Source organism: uncultured Campylobacter sp. (assembly GCF_937949835.1).
GTDB lineage: Bacteria > Campylobacterota > Campylobacteria > Campylobacterales > Campylobacteraceae > Campylobacter_B.
Map to the genome: position 1 here is coordinate 1 of NZ_CALEDC010000487.1, position 1382 is coordinate 1382.

Consider the following 1382-nt stretch of genomic DNA (forward strand, 5'->3'; position numbering starts at 1 on the left):
ATAGTTTTCTAAAATTATCTTGCTAATTTCATTTGCATCCATCTGCACTCCTTTATATTTTCCATAAATTTTTTCGATGACATTTTTGTATTGCGATATCACAGCGGACAAATTGGTTAAATTTCCCGTTTCTTCAAGGCATAGATCAAGCCACGCAGTTATCTCTTTGTCGTATGAAATCGCCTTAAATTTAGCGATTTCATCGCCCTTTTCGTTTGAAATTCTGCCGTCTTTGATTTTTAGTCCGTCTAGGCTATAGCCGGTAGGCTCGCGCCCTTGCGGTGATAAAAACAGCACGTAAATTTCAGCTTCATTGCCGTTTTCTTGTTGGATAGTTTTTATATATCTTTTAATCTGAGCCTCTTGATCGCCGGCATAAATTTTATTTTCTAAAATAATATGCTTCGTGCCGTCAGTTATGTAGATATCGATATTCTCATATTCTTTATAGACTTTTGCGATTTGCGAATTTAGCCCAAAATCCTCTAGCCCGCATGCTTTTATAAAAAGCTCCAAAAATAGCTCTTTTTGATAATGCGGCGAGTTCGGATCGAGTAGCGAGCAGATAAAGCGCGAGTGCAACCTCACTTCGTCGCTAGCGTCAAAAAGCGCCAAAAATAGATTGTAGTCATTATTGCCGCGCAGCTTTTTCACTTCTAGCTTATCGCTTAAGACTTTGATTTGCTTTAGCATAGATTCAAATTTCTCTATATCCATATCTCCTCCTTTAAAATTTTAAAGCATTATAGCAGACAAACTAGGCATTTTTTGTCTTAGTGCACAGCCTCATAAAGTTTTTCTAAAATTTTAACCATTGCTAGCGTATCGAGCTTACAATATTCTAGCAGAGCCTGCTTATAAGCTTCGCGCTCTGTTTCTTTCATAAAAGTCATAGCGGCGTATGCTTGCATAGCTTCGCCTCCGTGATGGATTAAATTTAAATCCTTATACGCCAATTCTAATTCCGGCACAAGTGCCGGCAGGACGTATTTTATGGAGTAGCTACCTTTCATTTTCGGATGGTAGTAGCTTTTGCTTGCAAAGGGTGCCATGAGGTCTTTTATATTGTCGTGGATAGCCATAAGCTCATTTGAGATTTGCGGATAATTTTCGGCAAGACGTCTTATCACTCCTTTTTCAAAGCTCATATTATAAGCCAGCACGCAGGCATCCTGCGGGATAAATTTGATCAAATTTAGCGCCAGCTCGTATCTAGGATCAGCTCCGGCCTCGGCCAAAAACTCAAAATGCTCTAAATTTCCCTTGCCGTCATCTTTGTGGATAGAAAACTGAAAAGGTATCTGCTCGTAAGGCCTAAGCCCTACAAATTGCGGTACCGCCTGCTGAAAGGTCTCAAAGTCGAGATGATAGAGCGGATAGCT

At 39.9% G+C, this 1382-nt stretch carries 2 protein-coding genes; both read right to left on the reverse strand.

Annotation, left to right across the window (positions count from 1 at the left end; genetic code table 11):
- On the reverse strand, positions 1-717 hold a 717-nt coding region (locus Q0256_RS10800), incomplete at its 3' end, for a PD-(D/E)XK nuclease family protein (RefSeq protein ID WP_297962969.1).
- A gap of 56 nt (positions 718-773) precedes the next feature.
- Positions 774-1382: DUF2779 domain-containing protein (locus Q0256_RS10805; RefSeq protein ID WP_297962972.1), on the reverse strand; the 609-nt coding region annotated here is incomplete at its 5' end.